Annotated in this window: 24 protein-coding genes and 1 CRISPR repeat array; of the genes, 14 read left to right on the forward strand and 10 right to left on the reverse strand. The window is 74.2% G+C overall.

The features are described 5' to 3' along the window. Positions 1-25: 25 nt before the first annotated feature. Positions 26-294: direct repeats of the CRISPR family, unit length 24 nt; unit sequence GTCGTCCCCGCGCCCGCGGGGGTT. A gap of 1134 nt (positions 295-1428) precedes the next feature. The 5 genes from ACIP5O_RS21210 (at position 1429) to ACIP5O_RS21230 (ending at position 5658) form a co-directional block, all read left to right on the forward strand. Continuing rightward, a complete protein-coding gene (locus tag ACIP5O_RS21210; RefSeq protein WP_401295458.1) occupies positions 1429-2016 on the forward strand; it encodes a hypothetical protein in 588 nt (195 codons plus the stop codon). Between the two features lie 448 nt (positions 2017-2464). Continuing rightward, positions 2465-3508, forward strand: a complete 1044-nt coding sequence (locus ACIP5O_RS21215) for an acyl-CoA dehydrogenase (protein WP_401295460.1) — start codon at positions 2465-2467, stop codon at positions 3506-3508. Beyond that, positions 3501-4310, forward strand: a complete 810-nt coding sequence (locus ACIP5O_RS21220; protein WP_401295462.1) for a PIG-L deacetylase family protein — start codon at positions 3501-3503, stop codon at positions 4308-4310. Before ACIP5O_RS21215 ends, ACIP5O_RS21220 begins: the two co-directional genes overlap by 8 nt. Next, positions 4307-4960 (forward strand): class I SAM-dependent DNA methyltransferase, encoded by a 654-nt coding sequence (locus ACIP5O_RS21225; RefSeq protein WP_401295464.1) that lies wholly within the window; start codon positions 4307-4309, stop codon positions 4958-4960. The genes ACIP5O_RS21220 and ACIP5O_RS21225 overlap by 4 nt, the downstream gene beginning before the upstream one ends. Continuing rightward, complete coding sequence (locus tag ACIP5O_RS21230) at positions 4957-5658, forward strand: glycosyltransferase (protein WP_401295466.1); 702 nt, start codon at positions 4957-4959, stop codon at positions 5656-5658. Before ACIP5O_RS21225 ends, ACIP5O_RS21230 begins: the two co-directional genes overlap by 4 nt. A 152-nt stretch (positions 5659-5810) precedes the next feature. Here the strand turns inward: ACIP5O_RS21230 and ACIP5O_RS21235 are convergent, their stop codons facing one another. Continuing rightward, a complete protein-coding gene (locus ACIP5O_RS21235; RefSeq protein WP_401295468.1) occupies positions 5811-6488 on the reverse strand; it encodes a TetR/AcrR family transcriptional regulator in 678 nt (225 codons plus the stop codon). An 85-nt stretch (positions 6489-6573) separates the two neighbouring features. Between ACIP5O_RS21235 and ACIP5O_RS21240 the strand changes: the two genes are divergently transcribed. From ACIP5O_RS21240 to ACIP5O_RS21255, 4 genes are all read left to right on the forward strand, one after another. After that, complete coding sequence (locus tag ACIP5O_RS21240; RefSeq protein WP_401295470.1) at positions 6574-7728, forward strand: FAD-dependent oxidoreductase; 1155 nt, start codon at positions 6574-6576, stop codon at positions 7726-7728. Positions 7729-8040: 312 nt separating this feature from the next. Further along, entirely contained in the window at positions 8041-8523 is a 483-nt protein-coding gene (locus ACIP5O_RS21245) for a DedA family protein (protein WP_401295472.1), read from the forward strand. 219 nt (positions 8524-8742) lie between these two features. After that, positions 8743-9882, forward strand: a complete 1140-nt coding sequence (locus ACIP5O_RS21250) for a ferritin-like protein (protein ID WP_401295474.1) — start codon at positions 8743-8745, stop codon at positions 9880-9882. A gap of 79 nt (positions 9883-9961) precedes the next feature. Next, positions 9962-11923 carry an acyl-CoA dehydrogenase gene (locus ACIP5O_RS21255; protein WP_401295476.1) on the forward strand — a complete coding sequence of 654 codons (1962 nt, stop codon included), beginning with the start codon at positions 9962-9964 and terminating at the stop codon, positions 11921-11923. Between the two features lie 137 nt (positions 11924-12060). Here the strand turns inward: ACIP5O_RS21255 and ACIP5O_RS21260 are convergent, their stop codons facing one another. The 5 genes from ACIP5O_RS21260 to xylA all read right to left on the reverse strand — a co-directional run bounded on the left by ACIP5O_RS21260 (position 12061) and on the right by xylA (position 16593). After that, positions 12061-12318: a hypothetical protein gene (locus tag ACIP5O_RS21260; protein WP_401295478.1), complete on the reverse strand. Its 258-nt coding sequence runs from the start codon at positions 12316-12318 to the stop codon at positions 12061-12063. Positions 12319-12452: 134 nt separating this feature from the next. Beyond that, the gene (locus ACIP5O_RS21265) at positions 12453-13088 is read right to left on the reverse strand and encodes a lactate utilization protein C (RefSeq protein WP_401295480.1); all 636 of its coding nucleotides are present in this window, start codon (positions 13086-13088) and stop codon (positions 12453-12455) included. Then, the gene (locus tag ACIP5O_RS21270) at positions 13085-14536 is read right to left on the reverse strand and encodes a lactate utilization protein B (RefSeq protein ID WP_401295482.1); all 1452 of its coding nucleotides are present in this window, start codon (positions 14534-14536) and stop codon (positions 13085-13087) included. The genes ACIP5O_RS21265 and ACIP5O_RS21270 overlap by 4 nt, the downstream gene beginning before the upstream one ends. Continuing rightward, entirely contained in the window at positions 14533-15258 is a 726-nt protein-coding gene (locus ACIP5O_RS21275; RefSeq protein WP_401295484.1) for a (Fe-S)-binding protein, read from the reverse strand. The genes ACIP5O_RS21270 and ACIP5O_RS21275 overlap by 4 nt, the downstream gene beginning before the upstream one ends. A gap of 162 nt (positions 15259-15420) precedes the next feature. After that, the gene (xylA, locus tag ACIP5O_RS21280; RefSeq protein WP_401295486.1) at positions 15421-16593 is read right to left on the reverse strand and encodes a xylose isomerase; all 1173 of its coding nucleotides are present in this window, start codon (positions 16591-16593) and stop codon (positions 15421-15423) included. A gap of 157 nt (positions 16594-16750) precedes the next feature. Here xylA and xylB point away from each other — a divergent pair, with 157 nt between their 5' ends. Both xylB and ACIP5O_RS21290 read left to right on the forward strand, forming a co-directional pair. Further along, positions 16751-18235 (forward strand): xylulokinase, encoded by a 1485-nt coding sequence (gene xylB / locus ACIP5O_RS21285; RefSeq protein WP_401295488.1) that lies wholly within the window; start codon positions 16751-16753, stop codon positions 18233-18235. Between the two features lie 116 nt (positions 18236-18351). After that, positions 18352-18585: a hypothetical protein gene (locus tag ACIP5O_RS21290; protein ID WP_401295490.1), complete on the forward strand. Its 234-nt coding sequence runs from the start codon at positions 18352-18354 to the stop codon at positions 18583-18585. A gap of 201 nt (positions 18586-18786) precedes the next feature. Here the strand turns inward: ACIP5O_RS21290 and ACIP5O_RS21295 are convergent, their stop codons facing one another. Together ACIP5O_RS21295 and ACIP5O_RS21300 are read right to left on the reverse strand one after the other, a co-directional pair. Then, on the reverse strand, positions 18787-19725 hold the full coding sequence (locus ACIP5O_RS21295; RefSeq protein ID WP_401295492.1) for a ketopantoate reductase family protein: 939 nt from the start codon (positions 19723-19725) through the stop codon (positions 18787-18789). Beyond that, entirely contained in the window at positions 19722-20291 is a 570-nt protein-coding gene (locus ACIP5O_RS21300) for a winged helix-turn-helix transcriptional regulator (protein WP_401295494.1), read from the reverse strand. The genes ACIP5O_RS21295 and ACIP5O_RS21300 overlap by 4 nt, the downstream gene beginning before the upstream one ends. Positions 20292-20476: 185 nt before the next feature. Here ACIP5O_RS21300 and ACIP5O_RS21305 point away from each other — a divergent pair, with 185 nt between their 5' ends. The 3 genes from ACIP5O_RS21305 to ACIP5O_RS21315 are packed head-to-tail and all read left to right on the forward strand — an operon-like array spanning position 20477 to position 23694. Then, positions 20477-21697: an ROK family protein gene (locus ACIP5O_RS21305; protein WP_401295496.1), complete on the forward strand. Its 1221-nt coding sequence runs from the start codon at positions 20477-20479 to the stop codon at positions 21695-21697. A 57-nt stretch (positions 21698-21754) separates the two neighbouring features. Continuing rightward, positions 21755-23188 (forward strand): WGR domain-containing protein, encoded by a 1434-nt coding sequence (locus ACIP5O_RS21310; RefSeq protein ID WP_401295498.1) that lies wholly within the window; start codon positions 21755-21757, stop codon positions 23186-23188. After that, complete coding sequence (locus ACIP5O_RS21315; RefSeq protein WP_401295500.1) at positions 23185-23694, forward strand: hypothetical protein; 510 nt, start codon at positions 23185-23187, stop codon at positions 23692-23694. The genes ACIP5O_RS21310 and ACIP5O_RS21315 overlap by 4 nt, the downstream gene beginning before the upstream one ends. A 22-nt stretch (positions 23695-23716) precedes the next feature. Here the strand turns inward: ACIP5O_RS21315 and ACIP5O_RS21320 are convergent, their stop codons facing one another. Together ACIP5O_RS21320 and ACIP5O_RS21325 are read right to left on the reverse strand one after the other, a co-directional pair. After that, a complete protein-coding gene (locus ACIP5O_RS21320; protein ID WP_383435150.1) occupies positions 23717-24139 on the reverse strand; it encodes a DUF350 domain-containing protein in 423 nt (140 codons plus the stop codon). Between the two features lie 145 nt (positions 24140-24284). Beyond that, on the reverse strand, positions 24285-24899 hold the full coding sequence (locus ACIP5O_RS21325) for an HdeD family acid-resistance protein (protein WP_401295502.1): 615 nt from the start codon (positions 24897-24899) through the stop codon (positions 24285-24287). Positions 24900-24931 lie beyond the last annotated feature (32 nt).

Here is a 24931-nt window from a genome sequence, read left to right on the forward strand (position 1 = left end):
GTGACAACACCGCAGGTCGGCAAGTGTCGTCCCCGCGCCCGCGGGGGTTGCTCGCCGCTTCTGCGCGTCATCGTCCGGGTCGTGTCGTCGTCCCCGCGCCCGCGGGGGTTGCTCCACGTCACCTTCGTCGGGCCGACCGGCTCCGGCGTCGTCCCCGCGCCCGCGGGGGTTACTCCTTGGGCACGGAGGTCCTCCGGATCAGGTGAGGCTCGTCCTCGCGCCCGCAGGGGTTGCTCCTTGATCTACGGCCTCCCCGGCGAGACCCATGCCGTCGTCCCCGCGCCAGCGGGGGGTTGCTCCAGTTCCGCCGCGATCTCGGCGCCCGCGTCTTCCCTGACGCCGAGGAAGACCAGGAGGATGAGACGCCGACACCTCTGGGAGAGATCCGTGTCCAGCGGCGCCAGGCCAACGAGACCATCCGCATCGCCGCGATCCGACGGGCCCGCGCCGAACGCGCCGGATGACCGGTGCCGACCGCCGCACCTGTCCTGCGCCAAGGCGGATGAGTGCCTCTTGGCAAGTGCGTGCTCAGCGGTCTCAGCGGACCGGGCTCTTGTTCTGGCCGCCCTCGTCGTCCTCGCTATCGTCGTCGTGCTCGTCGCCCTGGCCGTGGCCTTTGTTGAGGACGATGCGGATGGTGGTGCCCTGGCCGGTGACGTTGTTCAGGGCGGTATCGGCGCGCTGGTAGGTGGAGGCTAGGTCCCGGTCGGCGCCCAGGCTGCTGGCGGAGCGGGTCTCCTACAGCACGATCAGCGGGGCGATCAGGGAACGGTCCGAGACGGTGGTAGTGATGCGGCCGTCAGGCAAGTCGTCGACGGCCGGAGGAATGCGGAAGTGGTCGTGGTCGACGGTGTATGCGGCGGGCTATTCCCAGGTGTGGTGGTGGGTGACGACCTTGGCGGAGACCACCCCGGCGGCCCGCAGTGGCACTCCGTGTTCGACCTGCGGTTCCTCGGGCTTTCCACCGGGGCCTGTGTGGTTGGGGAGGGCTGGTCGGCCGGGGTCCCCAGGCACACGGCCTCGATAGCGCGCTTGAGGGCCTGGTCCCGGTCGGACTCTCCCTGCGAGGACTGCTCGCCGGAGGTGGGATTGCTGATCACGGAGGATCCCTGCGGGGTGGTGGCGGATGCGGTTGCCGGCTGGGCGGCGCCGGTTTAGGTAGGCGTGGTGCCGGGGGCGATGACCACCACGGCGCCGGGCCGGACGGAAGGTGCCGGCGGGGCCTGGGCCGTCCCGGCCGGAAAGGCCTGCTCCGAGGACGCCGGCTGTCCGCCGCCACCGGCGCTGCTCGCCGTCGTCTCCGGGGTGGGGAGAAAGGCGGTGATGTTCCCGAGCTCGGTGTGCAGGCTCCGTACCGGGGGTTTGGCGAATCAGCCGCGCGAAGGCGGTCTGCGCTGTCAGGATGGTCGGGATTGCGAGGAGGCCGCCGTGAACGAACCGCTGCCCATGGACGGCAACGGCCCGAAGCTGCCGCCGACCTACCCTCCCCGCACCCCGCCCCCGCAGCGGAAGCCCGTCGAGCCCCCGCGGCCGAAGCCGTCGACGAGGCCCGTCACCACCTCCTTGCCGCTCCCCGGCCCTGGACAGGCCCGCGTACAGACCCGCCGGCCCCGCATGACCGTCCGGAACCGGCGCGCCGCGAACTGGGCCTTCACCGCCTACCCGTGGACTGCCGCCCAGGTCGTCACCAAGGTCACCGCGACCGTCCGCGCCTGGGGCTACGTCCGCCCCGACGACGACCAGCTCCAGCAGGCCGTCCGTCTCCTCGTCGGCGCGGTCACCGTTGACCACGGCCGGCGCATCAGCGTCCACCTCGCCGACCAGGAGGGCATGTTCCTGATCGCCGTCCTCAGCCACGCCGACGCCGTGCCCGACGAGACGGTCCTCGCCAACCTTGCCGCCGTCCCCGGCACCGCGAGCTGCGGCACCGACGCCTCCGACGACGGCCGCCGCGTCTGGGCCGTGCTCTCCACCGACCGCCCCCGCACCCGGACCCGCGGCACCCCCGCGGCCTGACCCGGGGACCGGGAACGAGCGGGCGAAGACATGCGCTCGCGCCTTCGGTGACCGCCGCCGGGCAGGCGACCACCAAGGCCTCCACTGCTGAATAGACTCCCGCGATGCAGCCCGGACAGCAGGCCACCTGGGCCAGGCCCACACCCGGCATGCCGCTCAGCCCATCCCCGGCCGGCCCGACGGCGCGCTCGTCGCCACCACCAGTCCGGGGGCGCTGGGAAAGCGAAGCCGTCCGCGTCCTGGATCTCACCCCCTGACCGAATGCGACTGCGGTGAGGGACATGGGGCAGCCTGTTTGCATCCGAACGGCTGCAGACCAGCTCCGAATGCCACAGAAGCGCTGTCGGCCGTCCTGCACAGCCGGTGGTCTGCCGAGGGCTCGCGAGCAGACCATCAGGATGATGTGTTCGCGATGCATGAGAACGGACTTCGGGTGTACCCGTAGATCATGGCGACCTCTCTGACATCCCAGAACACGAGCCCGAATCCGGATTCGGCCGACATGGCGGGGCGCGTCGCCGCCGAGCGGTTCGCCCGGTGGGTGGAGGACGGGGCTGAGCGGTTGCCGCTGCCCGGCTCGGGCAGGACGCAGGAGCGATTCACAGCGCTGCAGTCACTCGGCCGGGCGGACCTCTCACTCGCCCGGCTGGCGGAAGGGCATGCGGACGCCACGGCCATCCTGCACGAGCTCGGCGCACCTGCACCGGCTGCGGGAGAACGCTGGGGGGTGTGGGCGGCGCGACCGCCCGGGACGACTTTGCGTGCCCGTCCGGACGGAAACGACGGCTGGCGGCTCGATGGGTTGAAGGGGTACTGCTCTGGTGCGCACACCTGTACGCACGCGCTGGTCACCGCCGAGACCGACGACGGGTACCGGCTGTTCGCCGTCGCGACCGACCACCCGGGGTACGCCCCGGTCGCCGGCACGTGGCGTGCGGTGGGCATGGCGGGGAGCGACACCCCGGACGTGCGCTTCACCGCGGTGCCGGCCCGGGCGATAGGCGGTGTGGACGCCTACCTGCGGCGCCCCGGCTTCGCCCACGGCGGGGTGGGGGTCGCCGCGTGCTGGCTGGGCGGCGCCCGGGGCATCGCCGACGCACTGTTCGCAGCGGCACGCCATCGCGCGCCGGACCCACTGCTGGCGGCCCACCTGGGCGCCGTGGACGTCCTGCTGCACAGCGCACAGTGGGCGCTCGACGCCGCCGCGGCCGCGATCGACGCCGAGCCGTTGGAGGACGGTCCGCCCGCTCAGTTGCGTGCGGGCCGGGTACGCGCCCTGGTGGCCGACGTCTGCGCGCGCGTACTGGACGAGGTCGGCCGGGCGCTCGGTGCGGGGCCGCTGTGCCACGACGCCGAGCACGCCCGACGGGTCGCCGACCTCACCGTCTACATCCGCCAGCACCATGCCGAACGCGATCTCGCCGCGCTGGGCCGTCTGGTGACTGACGAGACGGCGGACACGGCCGCCGTGAAGGAGGAGACCGATGGCTGAACGGCCCGCCACCGATCTTCCCCCTGTGATCTCCGCCGACCGGCGACGGGCCGCCGACGCCATCGACGCCGCGGGCACCGCCGAGGAGGTGTGGGCCGCATGGGCCGGGCGCGAGCATAGGCCCGAGGCGGTACTGCCCGACGGGCCGGTGCTCGTCGTGGCGGCCCATCCCGACGACGAGGTCCTCGGGTTCGGAGGGACCGCGAGCCGGCTGGCGGCGGCGGGACGGCAGGTGCACGTGCTGACGGTGACGGACGGGGAGGGCTCCCACCCCGGAAGCCGGGTACTGCCCCCTCCCGAACTGGCTCGGGTACGACGGAGGGAGCTGGCCGAGGCGCTGGACGTGCTCGGCCTCGACCCTGCTTTCCGGTACCGGATGGGCATCGCGGACACGCGCGTCGACGAGGCGGAGGATCTGGTCGCCGCACGGATAGAGCATCTGGTGCGGGAAACGGGCGCAGGGTTGTGTGTGGCTCCGTGGAGCGGCGATCTGCACGCCGACCACGAGGCGGCGGGCCGGGCCGCGAGGACGGCCGCGGCCGCTGCGGCCGTTCCCTTGTGGCAGTACCCCGTGTGGATGTGGCACTGGGCCACTCCCGGTGACGTCCGCGTGCCCTGGGACCGTCTGCGCCGCCTGTCGCTGACCACAGAGCTGCTGAACCGCAAGAAGGCCGCCGTGCGGTGCTTCCGGACGCAGATCGCGCCGCTCGCCGACCACCCGGGCGTGGTGCTGCCACCGGACGAGCTCGACCACCACCAACGCCTCTTCGAAACCGTCTTCGTCGAAGGAGACACCGCATGAAGGACGCGGACTCACTGGTGGGCGACACCGGATCCTCCACGCCGGAAAGCTACTTCGCCCGCATGTACGCGGACACCTCCGATCCCTGGGACCTGGCGAACCGCTGGTACGAGCAGCGCAAGTACGCGCTGACGCTGGCCGCCCTGCCCCGGCGCCGCTACCGCCGCGCGTTCGAGCCGGGCTGTTCCGCCGGAGTGCTCACCCGGATGCTGGCCGGACGGTGCGACGAAGTGGTGGCGGCGGACCGGGTAGAGCGAGCTGTGGAGACGGCGGCGGCACGCAACCGCGACCAGCCGCACGTCAGCGTCGAGCACCTCGTCGTACCGGACCAGTGGCCCACCGGCCGTTTCGACCTCGTGGTGTTGTCCGAGCTGCTGTACTACTTCGACGACGCTAGGCTGCGGGAGATCCTGCGCCGGACCGTCGCCTCCCTGGAGCCGGGAGGCTCGCTGGTGACCGTGCACTGGAACCACCCCGTGCCCGAGCACCGGCTGACCGGCGAGCAGCTGCGCCCGTACCTGGAGGCCGTGCCCGGACTCGTCACCGGGCCCGGCTTCGCCGATCCCGACTTCACCCTCGGTACGTACACCCGTCCCCTGCCCGACGGCACCCTGCCGCCTTCGCCGGCCGCCGCCGAGGGCCTGGTGTGACCGCCACGATCGGCGCACTGGTCGTGGCGGTGCCGGCGCACGACGAGGCCGTAGACCTTCCCGCGGCGCTTCGCTCGGTCCACCGCGCCCGGCGCCTCGCCGCGTTCCCGCCGTGCACGGTCGTGGTCGCGGCGGACGCCTGCACGGACGCCACCGCGGCCACGGCGGTCCGGCACGGGGCGGACGTGGTGGAGGTCGCGCACCGGATGGCCGGTGCCGCCCGGGCCGCCGCCGTGGCGCGGGCCCTGGAGCTCTGCGGGACGCGCCCCGAGGAGACCTGGATCGCCACCACCGACGCCGACTGCCGGGTCCCGCCCGACTGGCTCGTCCACCACCTGCACCACGCCCGCCGGGGCCGGCAGTGCCTGGTCGGCACCGTCCGCGTCGCCCCCCATCCGTCCCTCGCCCCGCCGGTACGGGCGCTGCACGACGCGCACTACTTCGCCGGCCGCGACGGGCCCGACTGGGCGCACCCCCACGTGCACGGGGCCAACCTCGGCATCCGCGCGGACACCTATCTGCGGGCGGGCGGCTTCCCCGCCGTGCCGTACGGAGAGGACCACGCCCTCGTCGCCGCCCTGCCCCCCGACACCCGCGTACTGCGCACAGACGCCTGCCCCGTCACCACCTCCGGACGGACCACTCCACGCGCGCCGCACGGATTCGGCGCGTTCCTGAGAGCACTAGGACCTGTCTGACAAATGATCACCGAACGTGTGCGTGTTCGGTCCAATTGCCTTGATGTCCTTCCAGGCCCCGGTCCGCTTCGCCCCCCGTCCCCTCCGGACGGAGGAGGCGCCCCCGGAGCAGCGGGCCGACTGAGCGGTCCGGAGCGCGGGCTCCTGTTCGCTCACCCGCGCAGGGAGGCCTCGACGCCGGCCAGGATGAGGTCGATCCCGGCGAGGAACTGCTCCCGGTCGTCGTGCCGGGGCAACTGCTCCGCGAGGCGGCGCACGAACGGGTACCGCGCGGGATCGAGCCGCTCCCACTGCTCGGCGACCGCGCCCAGGAAGGCCTCCCGGTCGGTCCCGTGGGCGTGCAGACGGGCGTTCGCGGCGTTCTGCCCGGCGACGCCGAGGACGTAGTTCACGAGCGCGGACGCGGAGTCGAACCACGCCTCCTCGGGGACGCCGAGCGCGGCGAGCCGGCCGCCGATGCCCTCGAAGATCTGCGGCAGCGCGGCCAGCCACGGCGCGCGGGAGAGGTGGGCGCCCGCCCACGGGTGCGCGTCGATCGCGTCGAAGACCCCCAGGGCGACGGCCCGGATCGCCTCCCGCGGGTCCCCGTCGTCCGGCACGTCCGTCAGGGCGCGGGCGACGACGCCGTTGGTGGCCGCCGCGAGCAGCTCCTCCTTGTTGGCGACGTGCCAGTAGATCGCCCCGCTCCCCGTGGCCAGGCGCGCCGCGAGCGCGCGGAAGGTCAGGGCGCTCTCGCCGTCGGTGTCGAGGATCTCGATCGCGGCCTCGACGATCCGCTCCTTGGAGAGCGCGTCGGTACGTCGTTCGGTCCGCTGGGGTCTGGTCGCCATGGCACCAAGTTTGACACGACTGGAACATCGTTCCACCATGGAGAATGGAACGACGTTCCATGGTCACGACGAAGGGAATGACACCATGACGACACCGGTCACGATCATCGGAGCGGGCCTCGGCGGCCTCGTCCTCGCCCGCGTCCTCCACGTCCACGGCGTCCCCGCGACCGTCTACGAGGCCGACCCCTCGGCCGAGTCCCGCACCCAGGGCGGACAGCTCGACATCCACGAGGGCGACGGACAGCGCGCGCTCGCGGACGCCGGCCTCACCGAGGAGTTCCGCGCGATCATCCACGAGGGCGCCGAGGCGGCACGCGTGCTCGACCGGGACGGCACGCTGCTGCTCGACCTGCCCGACGACGGCACGGCCCGGCGCCCGGAGGTGCTGCGCGGAGACCTGCGCCGGATCCTGCTCGACTCCCTGCCCGACGGAACCGTCCGCTGGGGCCACAAGGTCACCGCCGTCCGCCCCCTCGGCGGCGGACGCCACGAGGTGGCCTTCGCCGACGGCTCGACCGTGACCAGCGGCATCCTCGTCGGCGCCGACGGCGCCTGGTCGAAGGTCAGGCCGCTGGTCTCCGACGCCGGGCCCGCGTACACCGGCACGACGTTCGTCGAGACCTACCTGCACGACGTCGACCGGCGGCACCTCGCGACGGCGGAGGCGGTCGGCGCGGGCGCCATGTACGCGCTCGCCCCGGGCAAGGGCATCACGGCCCACCGCGAGGCGGGCGACGTCCTGCACACGTACGTCCAGCTCCGCCGCCCCGCCGAGTGGATCGCCGCGGTCGACTTCACCGACCCGGACGCCGCGCGCACCCGGATCGCGGCCGAGTTCGACGGATGGGCGCCGCACCTGACCGCCCTGATCACCGACGGCGGGACCGCTCCGGTCGCCCGCATGATCCACACGCTCCCGGACGGACACCGGTGGGACCGCGTACCCGGGGTCACGCTCATCGGCGATGCCGCGCACCTGATGCCGCCCTCCGGCGACGGCGCGAACCTGGCGATGTTCGACGGCGCCGAACTCGGAAAGGCGATCGCCGCACACCTCGACGACGTCGAAGCGGCGCTCACCGCCTACGAGGAGGCCCTGTTCCCGCGCAGCGAGGCCTTCTACGCCGACGCGCACGAGATCCTGGACCTCTGCCTCGGCGACCGCGCTCCCCAGAGCTTCATCGACTTCTTCGACGGCGCCTCCCCGGAGCGGCAGGACGTGGGGGAGCCCGTCTGACCCCCGTCGCCGTCACCCCCGCCCACCGAGGGGCGCCGGGAGCACGGGTCCCCTGTCCGGGGTCCGGACCGTTTACCCCGTGCACGCCCGTTAGGTTAGGTTAACCTTGCCACGCCGGACGGACCCGGCTCGGCGCCGGGCCCGGGTTCCGGAGCCGCCACGGCACAGACGCAGGAGACGGAACGGGCGGGGGCGGATCCCAGGTGAAAGACGGAGACCGGGCACGCGCCCGTCGCGGGCCCGCCGGGCCGGGCCCCTCGGAACGGGTGACGGAAGACGTCCGTCCCGGTCCGGGACGCGGGGCGGAGCACCGTGGATAAGATCGCGCTCACGGCCGCCGCGCTGTACGCCATCGTCCTCCTGCGCGCCGGAGGGACGTTCGCCGTCGGATGGCTCACCGGCGCCGGAGCCAGGCGCAGCAGGCTCGCCGGGCGGATCTCCTCGGCCAAGTTCCTGCGTGCGGAACGGGCGATCCAGCGGTGGGGCGCACCGGTAGTGGCCGTCTCCTTCCTGACCGTCGGCTTCCAGACCGCCGCCAACTTCCTCGCGGGCACCCTGCGCATGCCCCTGCCCCGCTACCTCCCCGCCCTGTTCGTGGGAGGAGCGGCCTGGGCGCTGATCTACGCGACCGCCGGGATCGGGGCCCTCGAAGTACTGGGAAGGCTGTTCGCCGAGCAGACGGCGCTCGGGATCGCCGCCGTCGCCGTCCTCCTCCTCGCCCTCTGCGGCACGGTCGTGTACCGCAGGCGCAGGGCCGCACGGTCCCCCGGCGAGGCCGCGGCCGAAGAGGCCTGAGTCCGGAGTCCCGTGCCTCCGAGCGCGACCGCCTCGCCGGAACCGCCGGAACCGCCGAAGCCGCCGAAGCCGCCGAAGCCGATGGAGGTGACGGAGAGCAGGACGCGCCACGCGGTTCGCGCACCCGGGCACGAGGGGCCTCTCCTGTTAGCTTCATGATCGTCCACGGCTGCCCGGTCCACGGGCACGCCCCGTGACGGAGCGAGTACGGAGGCTGCGGTGACGGAGACGAGCAGACCCCCCGGGGGACCGGAGGCCGCCCCGCTCGGGCGCCGCGGCTTCCTGGCGTCCGCCGCCCTGGCGGCCACCGCGCCGACGGCGGCCGCCGCCCCCGCCCACGCGTCGGGCCGGCCGGCACCGGGAGCGCCCCTCGCCCCCGGGCGCGGGACGGTGAGGCGCCTGCTCGCCGTCCCGCCGAGGAACCGCCGCGACGACTGGCTCCGGTCGGCCCTCCAGGTGGCCGTCGGGATCGAGCTCTCCACGATCCCGCCCTACCTGTGCGGCTGGTGGTCGATCAAGGACCGAGGGAGCGAGGCCGCCCAGCTCGTCCGGCGCGTCCTCCTCGACGAGATGTACCACCTCGGAGTGGTCTGCAACCTGCTCGCGGCGGTGGGCGGCCGGCCCGCCCTGAAGTCGTCGGCGCCCGTCTACCCGGGCCCGCTGCCCGGCGGGGTGCACCCCGGCCTCACCGTCTACCTGTCGGGCCTGACCAAGCCGTTCGTGCACGACGTGATGATGGCCGTCGAGGCCCCCGCCGCGCCCCTCGCCGACCGGGGCGACGACTTCCTCAGCATCGGCCTCTTCTACGAGGAACTCCTGAGGACGTTCCGGTCGGCCGCCCCCGAACTGTCCACGGCCCGGCAGCTGCGGGAGCGGATCGGCGAGGACGAGCTCGTGCCCGTCGGGACGCTCGACGAGGTCGAGCACGTCATCGACGTCATCCGCGAACAGGGCGAAGGCACCTCCGCCTCGCCCGCGGACGCGCCGGGGGACGACCACGTGGCCCACTACTACGCGTTCGCCGAGATCTACCACGGCCGTCGACTGCGCGAGGAGGACGGCGGCTGGCAGTACACCGGCGCCGCCGTGCCCTTTCCCGACACCCGGCCCATGGCCAGGGTCCCGGCCGGCGGCTGGGACGGCCCGCCCGACGAGGCCCGGCGGCTCCTCGACTCCTTCGACGCCGCGTACGCCCGCATGCTGGAGTCGCTCGACACCGCGTGGGCCGACACGGACGCGAACAGCCTGACCGCGGCGGTGCGCGCCATGCGCAGGCTGGAGTCGCCCGCCGTCGAACTCATGGAGATGCCGATCCCCGGCACCCGGGAGACCTACGGCCCGCAGTTCCGCGTGCCGTAGGGGGTGCCCGGCGGACCGCGGCCGGCGCCGCCACCCGGTCGCCCCGCTTGACCCTCCCGGGCCGGGGTAGCGAAGGTGCATGGCCACCAGCAACGCAACCACCCCCGCAAGCGGCTACGTACAGCCCGAGATCGACGTCCCGGCCCTGACCGAGGTGCTCGACGGCGAGTACGCCGGGATCCGCGACCTCGTCCGGACCAACCTGGTGACGCACTCCTCCGTCCTGGAGGAGGCCGACGAGCTCGGCGTCGACGCGTTCCGCGAACGGGTGCGCGAGATCGTGGTCGCGATGGCCGCGACGGGACAGACCGGCATGGGCTTCCCGCGCGAGTACGGCGGGGGCGGCGACGTCGGGGCCTCGATCGCCGCGTTCGAGACGCTGGCCTTCGGCGACCTGTCGGTCCTGGTGAAGACCGGCGTGCAGTTCGGGCTCTTCGGCGGCGCGATCCTGCACCTGGGCACCGAGCGCCACCACGCGGCCCACCTGCCGGACCTGATCACCGGCCGCCTGATGGGCTGCTTCGCGATGACCGAGACCGGCCACGGCTCCAACGTCCAGGCGCTCGGCACCGTCGCCCGGTACGACGCCGGCACCCGGGAGTTCGTCCTCACCACCCCCGACGACGGGGCGCGCAAGGACTACATCGGAAACGCCGCCCGCCACGCCGAACTGGGCGTCGTATTCGCCCAGTTGGAGGTGAACGGCACGTCCGAGGGCGTGCACGCGTTCCTCGTGCCGCTCCGGTCCGGCGGCCGGGTCCTGCCCGGCGTCCACATCGAGGACGACGGACGCAAGATGGGTCTCAACGGCGTCGACAACGGACGCATCCGGTTCGACGGCGTACGGGTGCCGCGCGAGGCGCTGCTCAACCGGTTCGCCGACGTCACCCCCGAAGGCGCCTACACGAGCCCGATCGAGAACCCGAACCGGCGCTTCTTCACCATGCTCGGCACGCTGGTCCAGGGCCGGGTCAGCGTCGGCGGCGCCGGGGTCGGCGTCGCCAAGGTCGCCCTGACGCTCGCCGTGAAGTACGCCGTGCGGCGCAGGCAGTTCGAGGCGAACCCGGGAGCGGAGGAGCAGCTCCTCCTCGACTACGGACTCCACCAGCGCCGCCTGCTGCCCCTCGTCGCCCGCACGTACGCGCTGCACTTCGCGCAGGACGTCGTCCGCGCCCAGCTCCACGAGGTCTTCTCCGGCACCGAGGACGACCCGCAGGCCCGGCGCCGGCTCGAATCACGGGCCGCCGGCACCAAGGCGCTCGGCACCTGGCACGCCACCCGGACCGTCCAGGAGTGCCGCGAGGCGTGCGGCGGCGCCGGCTACCTCGCCGTCAACCGGTTCGCCGCCCTCAAGGGCGACAGCGACGTCTTCACCACCTTCGAGGGCGACAACCACGTCCTGCTCCAGCTCGTGGCCAAGGGCCTGCTCACCGATCACGCCAGCGAGTTCGAGGACCTCGACCAGCTCGGCACGGTCCGCTACGTCACCGGCCTGGCCGTCGAGACGGTCATGGAGCGCACCTCGGCCCACAAGCTGCTCGAACGGGTCCGCGACCTGCTGCCGGGCGGCGACGAGTGGGACCGGGAGGCCGGGCTGCTCGACCCGGAGTACCAGCTCGCCATGGTCCGCTACCGCGAGGAGCACATGCTCGCCGGCGTCGCCCGGCGGCTCAAGCGCGGGATCGACCAGAAGCGCGACCCCGGCACCGTCTTCTCGCAGGTGCAGGACCACGTCATCGCGCTCGCCCGCGCGCACGTCGAACGCCTCGTCCTCGAAGCGTTCGTCGACGGGGTGCGGGCGCTGCCCGAGGGCGGCAACAAGGCGGCGCTCGGCCTGCTGTGCGACCTGTTCGCCCTCTCGACGATCGAGGCGGACCGGGCCTGGTTCATGGAACACGGCAGGCTGACCGTCCAGCGCTCCAAGGCGATCACCCGCGAGGTCAACGACCTCTGCCGCAAGGTCCGCCCCCTCGCCGCCGACCTCGTCGACGCCTGGGGCGTCCCGCCCGAGATGCTGCGCGCGCCGGACCTGCTCGGCTGACCCGGCGTGGCCGGCTGCGCCGGGGCGCACACACGGAACCGTCCCGGCCGGCGGCCGTGCCCCCTGTACGAGTGGGGGTACGACCGCCGGCCGGGACGGTTCCGTGTGCGAAATCCTCAGGCCCTCAGGTCACCGGGTCACGCGCTCGCGACCACGGCGCCGAGGATCATGCCCAGGACCAGGCCCGCGGCGCTGACCACGAGGGCGACGGTGGAGAGCCGCTCGTGCCGGACGAACTTGGCGATGACGGCGAGGACCAGGCCGATCACGCCGAACACGATCGGGAAGAAGATGATCGCGACCACGCCCAGCACGATCGCGATGATGCTCAGCACGTTGCCGTTCGCCCCGGCGGTCTGCTGACCGGTGGGACGGTTTCCGTACTGCGTCGTCATGTTCCACTCCTTCGGGACGATCACCTTGAGAGCTGATCCGGAGGTGGACCGGCCCACCACCCGGATACCCCGAAGTCCCGTGCCGACACGGTGACTTGAAGAAGGGAGAGAAAGTGCGGGTCGGTCGGGTCCCGTCATCTGTCCGTCACCAGGATCACCTCCAGCGTCCGGGGCCCGTGGACGCCCTCGACGCGGTCGAGTTCGATGTCGCTCGTCGCGGACGGGCCCGAGATCCAGGTCAGCGGGCGCGCCGGATCGAGCCGGGGGAGCGCCCGGGGGACCGAGGCGACGACCTGTTCCGGGGCCCGGACCACGCACAGGTGCAGGTCGGGGACGAGGGTGAGGGCGCGACGGCCCTGCCCCGGGCCGCCGTCGAGGACGATCGTGCCGGTCTCGGCGACCGCCACCGCGCACCCCGTCACCACGGCGTCGACGCCGTCCAGCGCGTACGGGGTCAGCGGGGGCTCGTCGGTCCGCCGGACGGCCTCCGTGGCGGCGAGCCAGCCGTCGGGCAGTCCGGGCGGGACGACGACGCCGCGGGCGCCGCGCTCCGCCAGGATCCGGGCGATCAGCGCGGCCAGGCCGTCCGGGCCGCTGCGGTGGACGTGGGCCCGGTAGTCGACGAGGTTCTCGTGGAGCAGGTCGAGGAGGCCCGCCGGGTCCTCGGCGGTGTGGCTCGTCCGGTAGTCGCGGGCGACGGCGGGCGGCTCGGGCGCGTCCGCGACGGCGGCGCGGATCCGGGCGAGGACGCGCGCGCGTGAGTCGGTCATGGGCGGTTCTTCCTCCACCAGTCGCGGAACGGTTCGGCCGGCATCTCCGGCAGGTCGCGGCTCTCGCCCCACTGGCGGGCCCCCGGTCCCGGCGCCCGCCGGGGGTGCAGCGCGCGCGTGCGGGAAGCGAGGCGTTCCCCGGCGGCCAGCACGCCCGGATGGTCGAGGACCCAGGCGGAGGCCCTGACCGCGGCCCTCTCCAGGCGATGGCCGCCCTGTTCCGCGACCTTTCCCCGCAGGTGCACGAGGACCTCGGGGATGTCGATGGCGACCGGGCACACCTCGTAACAGGCGCCGCAGAGCGAGGAGGCGTACGGCAGGGAGGCGTCGACCTCGCTCGCCGTGCCCCGGAGCTGCGGGGTGAGGATCGCGCCGATGGGTCCGGGATAGACCGAGCCGTACGCGTGGCCGCCGGCCCGCTCGTACACCGGGCAGACGTTCAGGCAGGCCGAGCAGCGGATGCAGCGCAGGGCCTGGCGCCCCACCTCGTCGGCGAGGGCGGTGGTGCGCCCGTTGTCGAGCAGGACGAGGTGGAAGGCCGAGGGGCCGTCGCCGTCGGTGGTGCCGGTCCACATCGAGGTGTACGGGTTCATCCGCTCGGCCGTGGAGGAGCGGGGCAGGGTCTGGAGGAAGACCTCCAGGTCCCGCCAGGTCGGCACCACCTTCTCGATGCCGACGACCGAGATCAGGGTCTCGGGCAGGGTCAGGCACATGCGGCCGTTGCCCTCGGACTCCACCACGACCAGGGTGCCGGTCTCGGCGACCATGAAGTTCGCCCCCGAGATCCCGACCCTGGCGCGCAGGAACTTCTCCCGCAGGTGCAGCCGGGCCGCCTCCGCCAGCTCGGCCGGGGTGTCGCCCAGCCCCTCCGGCGCCGGGCGGCCCCAACTCCGCATCCTCTCCCGGAAGATGTCGCGGATCTCGCCCCGGTTGCGGTGGATGGCCGGGACCAGGATGTGCGAGGGCCGGTCCTCGCCGAGCTGCACGATCAGCTCCGCGAGGTCCGTCTCGTACGCGGCGATCCCCTCCGCCTCCAGGTGCTCGTTGAGCCCGATCTCCTGCGTGGCCATCGACTTGACCTTGACGACCTCGCTCTCGCCGGTGGCCCGTACGAGGTCGGTGACGATCCGGTTCGCCTCGGCCGCGTCCTGCGCCCAGTGCACGGTCCCGCCCGCCGCCGTCACCGCCTCCTCCAACCGGAGGAGATGCGTGTCCAGGTGACGGAGCGTCTCGTCCTTGATCCGCTTCCCCGCCTCGCGCAGGGCCGCCCAGTCGTCCAGCTCGGCCACCGCCCGCGCCCGCTTGTCCCGGATCGTGTGGGTGGCGTGCCGGAGGTTGGCCCGCAGGGTCGTGTCGCCGACCGCCTTCCGCGCCGCCTCCGGGAAGGCCGGCATCCCGACGAAGGCCGGACCGGGCCCCGTCGGGGTGCTCCTCTCGTCGCCGCTCATCGCCAGGGCTCCTCCTCCGTGCTCGCCAGGATCTCCGCCAGGTGCAGCGAGCGCAGCGGCGCCCCCCGTCTGCTCAGCATGCCGCCCAGGTGCAGCAGACAGGAGTTGTCCGCGCCGCACAGCACCTCCGCGCCCGTGGACAGGGCGTTCCCGATCTTGTCGGCGCCCATGGCCGCCGACACGTCCGGGTTCTTCACCGCGAAGGTGCCGCCGAAGCCGCAGCACTCCTCCGCGCCCGGCAGCTCCACCAGGTCCAGGCCCTTCACCGCCTCCAGGAGCCGCCGGGGCCGCTCCCCGAGCCCGAGCAGGCGCAGACCGTGGCAGGAGGGGTGGTACGTCACCCGGTGCGGGAAGTACGCGCCCACGTCCGTCACGCCCAGCACGTCCACCAGGAACTCCGTCAGCTCGTACACGCGCGGCGCCAGGTCCGCCGCCCCCGGCACCCGCGCCCCGAACGGGCCGTAGTGGTGCCGGGCCATGGCCGCGCACGAACCGGACGGGACGACGACGTGGTCGTACCCCTCGAAGGCCCGCACCGTGCGCCGTACGAGGGGAACGGTCTCCTCGCGGTAGCCGGTGTTGAACTGCGGCTGCCCGCAGCAGGTCTGCGCGGCCGGGAAGTCGACCTCCACGCCGAGGCGTTCGAGCAGCCGGACCGTGGCCACGCCCGTCGACGGGAAGACGGCGTCGTTGACGCAGGTGACGAAGAGGGCGACACGCATCACGGTTCCTCGGGGGCGGCTCGGCGCGGGGTCTGACGCGGTCCGTAGTCTGGCATCCGCGGTCCGGCGTCCGCGGTCCGGCGTCCGCGGTCCGGCATCCGCGGTCCGGCGTCCGCGGTCCGGCGAAGGACGCGGCCGGGCGGCCCGGCCGACACCGCGTGCCTACCGGCGCACCCCGAGGAGGTGCTCCAGGGCCAGCTGGTCGAGGTGCTCGAAGGCCATCGAGCGCGCCGCCGCCGCGTCCGCGTCGAACGTCTCGTACGCCGTCGGGTCGGCGAGCAGCCCGGCCAGGCCGTCGGCGGCCGTGGGGACGGCGAGCTCGGGCAGCCGGGAGGCGTCGAGCGCCGCCACGACGTCCGGATCGGCGCGGAAGGCCGCCGAACGCTCCTTCAGGATCAGGTAGTTGCGCATGCAGTTCTTCGCGGACTCCCACACCCCGTCGGCGCCGTCCGTGCGCACCGGCTTGAAGTCGAAGTGGCGCGGCCCGTCGTATCCGGCCGTCTCCAGGAGGTCCACCAGCCAGAACGCCTGGCGCAGGTCGCCCGCCCCGAAGCGGAGGTCCTGGTCGTACTTGATGCCCGACTGGCCGTTGAGGTCGATGTGGAACAGCTTGCCCGCCCACAGCGCCTGCGCGATGCCGTGCGGGAAGTTGAGGCCGGCCATCTGCTCGTGCCCGGTCTCCGGGTTCACGCCGACGAGCTCCGGGCGCTCCAGGCGCTCGATGAAGGCGAGCGCGTGCCCGATCGTGGGGAGCAGGATGTCGCCGCGCGGCTCGTTCGGCTTGGGCTCGATCGCGAAGCGCAGGTCGTAGCCCTGCTCGGTGACGTACTGGCCGAGCAGGTCGAAGGCCTCCTTCATCCGGTCGAGCGCGACCCGCACGTCCTTCGCCGCGCCGGACTCGGCGCCCTCCCGGCCGCCCCACGCCACGTAGACGCCGGCGCCGAGCTCGACGGCGAGGTCGATGTTCCGGAGGGTCTTGCGCAGGGCGAAGCGGCGCACGTCCCGGTCGTTGGCGGTGAACGCGCCGTCCTTGAAGACGGGGTGGGCGAAGAGGTTCGTGGTGGCCATCGGCACCGCGAGCCCCGTGCGGTCCAGGGCGGCCCGGAAGCGCTTCACGATCGCGTCGCGCCCGGCCTCCGGCGTACCGAAGGGGATCAGGTCGTCGTCGTGGAAGGTGACGCCGTACGCGCCGAGCCCGGCGAGCCGCTCGACGGCCTCCACCGGGTCGAGGGCGGGCCGCGTGGCCTCGCCGAAGGGGTCGCGGCCCTGCCAGCCGACGGTCCAGAGACCGAAGGCGAAGCGGTCCGCGGGGGTGGGGGAGAAGCGCTCCGGCATGGTGTGTCCTTCTCTCGTGCGCGGTCCGGGGACTGGCCACCGGATTTGTTTTCTGAGATAACTAATACGGGACGGGGCGCCGCCGCGCCAGACCCCGCCCCTGGAGACGGTCTCCGGGGGCGACCGCCGGGAGACGAGACCGAGACGAGGTGAGGACGTGCCCGCGAACCGCTCCGTCGTGATCGGCGTGGACAGCTCCACGCAGTCCACCAAGGCCGCCGCCGTCGACGCCGACACCGGCGAACTCCTCGCCGTCGGCCGCGCCCCGCACACCGTCACCGGGACCGCCGGGGCGCGCGAGAGCGACCCGGGGGAGTGGTGGACGGCGCTCGTCACCGCCGTCCGCTCGGCCGTACGGGACGCGGGCGTCCCCGCCGCGTCCGTCACCGGCATCGCGGTCGCGGGCCAGCAGCACGGCCTCGTCACCCTCGGCCCCGGCGGGCGCCCCCTGCGGCCCGCGCTGCTCTGGAACGACACCCGCTCCGCGCCCCAGGCCGCCGCCCTCGCCGCCCGCCTCGGCGGACCGGAGGCCTGGACGGCCCGGACGGGATCCGTCCCCGTGGCCTCCATGACCGCCGCCAAGTGGCAGTGGCTGCGCGAGCGCGAACCCGAGCGGGCCGCCGCGGTCACCGGCGTCCGCCTCCCGCACGACCACCTCACCGAACGCCTCTCGGGGACCGCCGCGACCGACCCCGGCGACGCCTCCGGAACCTGCTGGTACGGGACCGCCACCGGCGCCTACGACCCGGAGGTCCTCGACCTCGTCGGCCTCGACCCGGCCCTGCTGCCCGCCGTCGCCCCCACCGGCGCCACCCGCGTGGGCACCCTCGTCCCGGCCGCCGCCGAGGCCCTCGGGCTGCCCCGCACGGTCGCCGTCGCCGCCGGGACCGGCGACAACATGGCCGCCGCCGTCGGCCTCGGCCTCGGCGGCGCGGGCCTGCTCGACCACCCCGTCGTCAGCCTCGGCACCTCCGGCACGGTCTTCGCCGCGACCCGCGCCCGCCCCGCCGCCCCGGGACTCGCGGGCTTCGCCGCCACTGACGGCGGCGGCACCTACCTCCCGCTCGGCTGCACGCTCAACTGCGCCCTCGCCGTCGACCGGTTCGCCGCGCTCCTCGGCCTGGACCGGGAGGACGCCGTACCCGGCGGCGGGGTCGTCGTCCTGCCGTACCTCGACGGCGAACGCACCCCCGACCTCCCGCACGCCTCCGGACTCGTCACCGGCCTCCGGCACGGCACGGACCCCCGGGCGGTCCTCGGCGCCGCCTACGAGGGCGCCGCCTTCACCGTCCTGCGCGCCCTGGACGACCTCCTCGCCGCCTGCGGCCTCGACCCGGCCGCGCCGGACGTACGGGACCGGCCGCTGCGCCTGATCGGGGGCGGCGCGCGCGGCCGGGCCTGGACCGACACCGTCCGCAGGCTCTCCGGCCGCCCCCTGGTCGTCCCCGCCGCCGGCGAACTCGTCGCCCTCGGCGCGGCAGCCCTCGCGGCGGGCGCCGCCACCGGCTCCGACCCCGTCGCCCTGGCCACCACGTGGGGCACGGGCACCGGCCGGACCCTGCCCGCACTGCCCCGCGACGGGGAGACCTGGGACAGGATCGCCGGAGTCCTGACGGCCGCGGCACCGACCCTGCTCAGCTGACGGGGCGCGGGAGCACGGGGACGGGAACGGAACGGACCTGATCCACTTCACCCCCGCACCCTGGCCCGGTCATGACTCCCGTGGTTACCCTGCCGGTAACCACGGGGGAGGGACACATGACCGCTCTGCTCATCCTGTTCGGCGTCATCGTCGGCGCCGGAGTACTGGCCTTCGTCGTCGTGCACCGCCGGGGCGCCGGCCGCACGGACACGGTCGAGGGCCTGCTCCAGGAGCAAGAGGCCCGCCGCCGGGCCCGGACCGACCGGATCTCCTTCAACGCCCGGTCCGTCCACAACTCCATGCCGACCGCCGGCGACGCCTACCACCGCCGGGGCGACAACCGGTACTAGGCGGTCCCGTCGGCGGAACCGGCCGTCCACCAGGACACCGGCCGGGCGGCCATCGCCTCCGGGTCCGACGGCTGAGGGCGGAGACCGAAATGGTGCTCCAACTCGTGCCGCAGGAACGCGCCGATCTCCGTCCGGCTCACCGCCCAGGAGCCGCCGCCGTCTCGGGCCCGCCCCGGACACCCGGCCCCGCTCCGGGCCGCCTCAGGCTCCCGCCACCGCCGGAGCCGTGACCCGGCGCTGATGGACGCGCAGGTGCAGGGTCGCCAGGTCGAGCAGGGGCGTCGCCACGCCGAGGGCGCGGGCCCGGGCGGTCAGGTCGCCGAAGAGGTGCTCGACCTCCGTGGGCCGGCCCGCCGTCAGGTCGCGGTAGAGGGACGGCACCATCGGCGAGCCGGAAGCGGACACCACGGCCAGCGTCGCCGCCCGCTCCCGCTCCGGTACGGGGTGCCCGGCCGCCCCGGCGACCGCCGCCGCCTCGTCGAGCACCGCCGGGCCCAGGGCGGGGCCGCCCGGTGCGTCGTACACCTCCCCGACCGTGCCGCGCATCAGGCTCGTCACGGCGCCGAAGGTGGTGATGAACACCCACTTGTGCCACATCGCCGTCAGGACGTTCCCCGGCACCGGCGCGTCGATCCCCGCCCCTTCGAGGACCGCCCGGATCCCCTCCACGCGCGCGGAGACCGTGCCGTCCTGCTCGCCGAGGGAGAGATGGGCCAGTGGGGCGAGCCGCCGGATGTCCCCCGCGTCGTCGAGGACGGTGACCACCTTCGCCACGCCGCCGAGGACGGCCGACGGGCCGAAGCGGGTGTTGAGCGCGTCCAGGTGGGCGAGGCCGTTGAGGAGCGGAACGATCGCGGTGTCCGGCCCGACGGCCGGCGCCATGTCCTCCGCCGCCCGGTCGAGCCCGGTGGACTTCACCGAGAGGAGGACGAGGTCGTACGGCCCGGCCGGCTCGTCGGCCGTGACCAGGCGGGGCTGCAGGGCCCACGTCTCGTCCCGCCCGACGACCCGCAGCCCGCGCTCGCGCAGCGCGGCGGCCCGGGCGGGGCGGACCAGGAAGGTGACGTCCTCGCCGGCGCGGGCCAGCAGGGCGCCGAAGTAGCCACCGGTGGCACCGGCGCCGACGACCAGGATCCTCATCGTTGTGAACCTCTCGTGGGGCGCCCTGCGGGCGCGTGGGCGATCAGGGGGGTGAGCAACCGGTGGGGCCGGGCGAGCGCCGCCGTCACCGGGTCGTCGTCGGGGCCCGCAGGGGCGAGCCCCGGGCCGGGGGCGACCAGGACGTCCGCGGCCGGCACGGCCGCGCCGCACCCCGTGCAGCGCCCGTCCGGATCGAGTACGGCCCCGTCTCCCGCGTGCCGGAAGACGCGGCGCGGGCCGCCCTCCGCCGGGTGGAACTCCTCGCCCCAGGCGGTGAGCGCGCGCACGGCCGGCCAGAGGGCGACGCCCTTGGGCGTCAGGCCGTAGACCTCGCGGCGGCCCGTCTCCGGCTCGGGGCGGCGTTCCAGCACCCCCGCCCCGGTGAGGGCGGCGAGCCGGTCGGTGAGGACGGCCCGGGGCACGCCCAGATGCGCGGCGAACTCGCCGAACCTGCGGACCCCGTAGAAGGCGTCGCGCAGGATCAGCAGCGTCCAGCGCTCGCCGACGGTCTCCAACGAGCGGGCGAGGGCACAGGTCTGGCCGCGGTAGTCGCGCGGAAGCGTCATGGCCGGAGCCTAGTGGAGAACAGTTCGGTGACCGAACTGTTTTTGGTGCGTGTGCGTGTGCGTGTGCGTGTGTGCGCACGCATGTGGGTGCAGCGGGTGCAGCGGATGCGGCCGATGCCCAAGGCACGCGGGCCCCGGACGCCGTTGCCGTACGAACGAAACGGACGACTAGGCTCTCGCTCACCATGAACCAGCCCACGGAACCCAAGGCCGACAAGTCGGGAGTGCGCCGGCACAACCTGAGCCTCGTCCTGCGGACCGTCCACGAGGCGGGCGAGACCACGCGGGCCGCCGTCGCGGCCCGCGTCGGACTCACCCGGCCCGCCGTCTCCTCCCTCGTCGAGCAGCTCCTCGACCTCGGCCTCCTCGTCGAGTCGGGCAAGACCTTCAGCGGGCAGGCGGGACGGCCGGGCACCGTCCTGAAACCGGCCGACACCGGCCCCGCCGGACTCGGCGTCGAGATCAACGTCGACTACGTCACCGCCTGCGTCGCCGACCTGACCGGCACCGACCGCGTCCGGCACACCGAACGCCTCGACAACCGCGGGGCCGGGGCCGGCGAAGTCCTCGCCCGGGCCGCCCGTACCGCCGCCGGGGCCCTGGACGAGGCGGCCGGGCTCGGCCTCGTCCCGGCGGGGGCCGGGCTCGCCCTGCCCGGCCTCGTCTCCGGCGGAACCGTCCGGCAGGCCCCCAACCTCGGCTGGCACGACGTCCCCGCCGAACGCCTCTTCGCCGACGCCCTCACCGCCCTGCGCCCCGCCACCGCCGGCCTCCCCGTCGCCTCCGACAACGAGGCCAACTCGGCGGCCCTCGCCGAGCTGTGGTTCGGCGCCCTCGGCGAGGTGCGCACCTTCCTGCACCTGACGGGGGAGATCGGCGTCGGCGGCGCGATCGTCGTCCACGGCGAACTCCTGCGCGGCGCCCACGGATTCGCCGGCGAGATCGGGCACACGGTCGTCGACGCCGAAGGCCCCCGCTGCCGCTGCGGCTCGCGCGGCTGCCTGGAGCAGTACGCGGGGCAGGCGGCCCTCCTCGCCTCGGCCGGGGCGACCGGCGTCCCCGACCTGGCGCGCCGCGCCGGAGCCGGGGAACCGCGCGCCCTCGCCGCCCTCGCGGAGGCGGGCCGCATGCTCGGCCGCGCCCTGTCGGGGGCCGTGAACCTCCTGGACCCCGAGGCCGTCGTCCTGGGCGGCATCTACCCGCGCCTGATGCCCTGGCTGGCGCCCGCCCTGACGGAGGAGCTCGCCGACCGCGTCGTCTCCGGCCTCTGGACCCCGGACGCGGGCCGTCTGCGCCCGGCCTCCGCCGCCACCGACGCGGCCCGGGGCGCGGCGGCCCTCGTCCTCCGCGACGTCCTGGCCGACCCGCTGGCCCACGCCACGGCGGCGGCCGGCCGGGGGAACTGACCACGGCCCCGCCTTCGCCGAGGAGCGCTGTCAGTGGTCGCCCCTAACGTTCTTCCCATGACGACGACTTACCTGGAGCTGTCGCAGGACGGCGGCGGTGCCCACAAGTTCTACGAAGTGACCGTCGAGGACCTCGCGGTGACGGTCCGCTACGGCCGGATCGGCACCGACGGACAGACGCAGCGCTCCGCGTTCCCGACCGCGCAGAAGGCCCGGGCAGCCGCCGCGAAGAAGATAGGGGAGAAGGTCCGCAAGGGCTACGCGCCCGCGGTCCGCGGAGCGCGCGCCGCCCGCCCGGTGACGCGCCGCGCGGTGACCTCGGCGCCCTCCACCGCGCGGGCCGTCGCCCCGGTCCTCTGGCGCTTCCGGACGGGCTCGGCCGCCTTCGGCATCCACGTCGACGAGGAGCGCTGCTGGGTCGGCAATCAGGCGGGGGACGTCTTCACGCTCGACCGCACCGGCGAGGTCCAGGCCCGCTTCAGCCTGCCGGACGGCGTCAAGTGCCTGGTCGCCGACGACTTCTGGATCTACGCGGGCTGCGACGACGGCAAGGTGTACGACCTGTCGTCCAAGCTCCCCTTCGCCGCGTACGACATCGCCACCGACGTCGACATCTTCTGGCTCGACATCCACGAGGGCGTCCTGCACGTCGCCGACCGCTCCGGCCGGCTCACCGTCATCGACCACGAGGACGAGCACCAGTGGGCGCGCGGCGGTCAGGGCGAGCACGCCTGGATGGTCCGCGCCGACGGCGACGCCGTCTACTACGGGGACACGCGCGGCGTCGCGGCCCACGCGCCCGACGGCGGCGGCGAGCTGTGGCACACGGCCACCGACGGCGCGGTCCTCTTCGGCTGGCAGGAGGACACCGCGGTCTACGCGGGCACGGGCCGCAGGAAGGTGCAGCGGCTCGCGAAGAAGGACGGGCGCGTGGAGGCGGTGTACTCCTGCGACAGCCCGGTGTACTCCTGCGCCACCTCGCCGGGCGGCCGGTTCGTCTTCGCGGGCGACTCGTCCTCCTCCGTCTACTGCTTCGCGGAGGACGGCACCCGGCTGTGGAAGCTCGGCACGGGAGGCGGCTCGGCGCTCTCCATGCAGTACCGGGACGAGCGGCTCTACCTGGTGACCACCGACGGCTCGCTGGTCTGCGTGGACGCGAGCGAGGCGGCGATCACGGCCGCCCAGGGGGGCACGGTCCCGGTCGCCCGGGACGTCAAGCTCGCCGCCGCGCTGCCGGTGTACGAGCCGGCCACGACCGCCGGCGCCGTGACCGTCGTCAGCGACGCCCCGGCCGGCGCGGTGGTCGTGGAGTGCTTCGGCGAGTCGGGCCGGACCCGGGTGCGGGTCGTCTCGGGGGGCTACGACTCCTCGTGGAACGTGCAGTTCCCGCGCGCGATCCGCGAGCCCGGCGCGCGGTACGTGGTCGACGCCCTGCACCCCGCCGCGGGCGGCTTCTACCGGGTCCGCGGCGACATCCGGCGGCTGCGGTGACGGTACGGGGAGACGGGAGCGGTGGCGGGGGCGGCGGTGGCGTCTTCGAGGCGGCCACGGGCGACGGACCGCTCCTGCCCCCGGCCGACGCCGAACAGCGCTCCCGGGAGGTCCGGGCCGCCCTCGACGGGCTGCTCCAGATCAGACGGCTGACCCGGAGCCGGGGCGGCGACCCGAAGGCCGTGCCCGCCGACTGGGAACGCCGGCAGCCGGTCCGGGCGGTGGCCCTGGCCCTGGAGTCCGGCGGGATCACGCCCTCGTCCGTGGACGCCGACGGGGCGCGGACCTCCACCGGCTACCGGGTCCGGGCGGGGGAGCGGCCCGGCACGGCCGTGGTGGAGTGGCCGGGGCCGCCGGGCTCGGGCGCCGCGCGGGAGGAGGCGGAGGCGCTCGGCGCGTGCGTCCCCGTCCTGGCCCGGCTCGGCTGGGACGCCCTGCTCTACAAGGGGCCGCGCGGTCGCCGCTTCCTGGAGGTGGAGCCCACGGAGCCCACGGACCCCGCGTAACCCGTCTCCCGCTCCCCGGGGTTCAGGCGATCGAGGCCGAGACGATCGCCGAGACCGCGATGTTGCAGGAGGCGGTCACCCAGACCGCCGGGTGCGGCTCGGGGTCGACCAGGGTGGCGCCCAGCTTCCCCGGCGTGACCAGGTCGACGACGAGGAAGGCCACCGCCATCAGCACCAGGCCGAGCAGACCGAACGCGGCGGTCGAGACGAGGCCCTTGCCGAAGTCGTCGTACGTCGTCCAGATGGAGGTGAAGACGATGCCGCCGATGCCGAGGAGCGCGGAGCTCAGCAGGATCGCGGCGTTGCGGTTGCGGTCCTCCCAGATCTGCCGCCCGAGCTTGCCGGGGGTCAGCAGGTCCACGAGCACGATGCCGAGGATCAGCAGGACCACGCCGAGGGCGCCGTAGGCGCTGGTCCGGCCGAGACCGTTGACGATGTCGCTCATGGGATGCCGGCTCCGAAGGGTGCGCGATCGCGGGGGATCGGTGGTCAAGGACCGGCAAAATGTAGCGCACGCGTCAACGGAGTCCGCCGCCCGCCCGGAGACCGGACGGACGGCGGAAGGCGGCGTTCGAGCACGTGAGAGCACGTCAGGCCCCCGGCGGCAGCTTCCTGGCGCGCGAGCGCACCTGGAGGGCCGTGACGACCTCGACGGCGCCGACGGCGACGAGCCAGATGCCGCCGAGGAGCGTGAGCACCGCCGCCGACTCCAGCGGGGACACGATGAGGACCACCCCGGCCAGCGCGCTGACGACGCCGAGGAAGACCTGCCACCCCCGGGCCGGCATCGCCGGGTCGGAGGCCGCCGCCACGGTCTGCGTGATGCCCCGGAAGAGCCAGCCGATGCCGATCCAGAGCGCGAGCAGCAGGATCGACTGCATCGCGCCCCGGAAGCAGAGCAGACCGAGCAGGATCGAGAGGGCGCCGCTGATGAAGGCCATGACCCGCAGCGCGGTGCTCACATGGGTGCCGAAGGCGGCGACCAGCTGCATCACACCGCTGAACAGCAGGTACAGGCCGAAGAGCACACCGGCCACGACCAGCGAGGCACCCGGCCAGACCAGGACGAGGACGCCGAGGACCAGCGCCACGAAGCCGGCGACGAGGAGGGCCTGCCAGGCGGCGCCCGCCAGCATGCCGAGGGGCCCGGCCAGGGCCTCCCGGTCCTGGGGGCGCTCATGGGAACGGTCGTGAGTCTGTGTCATGGGACGGGCCCGTCCTTTCGTGGGGGGTGCGG

The sequence above is a fragment of the Streptomyces sp. NPDC088915 genome, assembly GCF_044749825.1.
In the GTDB taxonomy this organism is placed as follows: domain Bacteria; phylum Actinomycetota; class Actinomycetes; order Streptomycetales; family Streptomycetaceae; genus Streptomyces.